Genomic DNA, 1,018 nt, shown 5'->3' on the forward strand with positions numbered 1-1,018 from the left:
GCGATGCCGATATCTGCCGTGAAACCGAGGGATTCGGCCTTGGCACGCGCATACGAGACGAGCATGCCGAGCACCAGGCACAGCAGGGCCGCGACGGCCGCCGCAGTGTTGTCCCCGCCGGTGAAGAACCAGAGGGCGACGCCGGCGAACACGGCGGCGTCGGCCACGCGGTCCAGCGTCGAATCGAGGAAGCTCCCCCATCGACCGCTCTTGCCCAGGATGCGGGCCATGATGCCGTCCAGCAGGTCGGAGAAGACGAAGAGCGTGATGAAGATGGTTCCCCAGAACAGCTCACCGAGGGGGTAGAAGACCAGCGCACCGACCGTGACACCGAGCGTCCCGGTGATGGTGACGGCGTCCGGGGTGACGCCCCACTTCAGCAGCAGTCGAGCCAGCGGGGAGAGAAGTGACGTGAAGAACGTCCTGGCATATTTGTTCAGCACCGCTCAGCCCGTTCCTTCGGCGGTGAGACCGGTGGCCACGAGGACCGACACAAGCCGTTCGGCCCGCTCGGCGATGCCGATATCTGCCGTGAAACCGAGGGATTCGGCCTTGGCACGCGCATACGAGACGAGCATGCCGAGCACCAGGCACAGCAGGGCCGCGACGGCCGCCGCAGTGTTGTCCCCGCCGGTGAAGAACCAGAGGGCGACGCCGGCGAACACGGCGGCGTCGGCCACGCGGTCCAGCGTCGAATCGAGGAAGCTCCCCCATCGACCGCTCTTGCCCAGGATGCGGGCCATGATGCCGTCCAGCAGGTCGGAGAAGACGAAGAGCGTGATGAAGATGGTTCCCCAGAACAGCTCACCGAGGGGGTAGAAGACCAGCGCACCGACCGTGACACCGAGCGTCCCGGTGATGGTGACGGCGTCCGGGGTGACGCCCCACTTCAGCAGCAGTCGAGCCAGCGGGGAGAGAAGTGACGTGAAGAACGTCCTGGCATATTTGTTCAGCACCGCTCAGCCCGTTCCTTCGGCGGCACCCGGTACGGAGCCGTTCCCGGCCGGCAGGTTCGGCC

The 1,018-nt window shown here is 66.3% G+C and carries 1 protein-coding gene and 1 pseudogene; both read right to left on the reverse strand.

What is annotated here, in order from left to right; all coding sequences use genetic code 11:
* On the reverse strand, positions 1–443 hold a 443-nt coding region (gene pgsA, locus Y705_RS22980), incomplete at its 3' end, for a phosphatidylinositol phosphate synthase (protein WP_253908482.1).
* 12 nt (positions 444–455) lie between these two features.
* A pseudogene (gene pgsA, locus Y705_RS17470) lies at positions 456–956 on the reverse strand (phosphatidylinositol phosphate synthase); the annotation flags it as partial.
* Between the last annotated feature and the right edge of the window lie 62 nt (positions 957–1,018).

Source organism: Arthrobacter sp. H41 (assembly GCF_000520535.1).
In the GTDB taxonomy this organism is placed as follows: Bacteria; Actinomycetota; Actinomycetes; order Actinomycetales; family Micrococcaceae; genus Arthrobacter_D.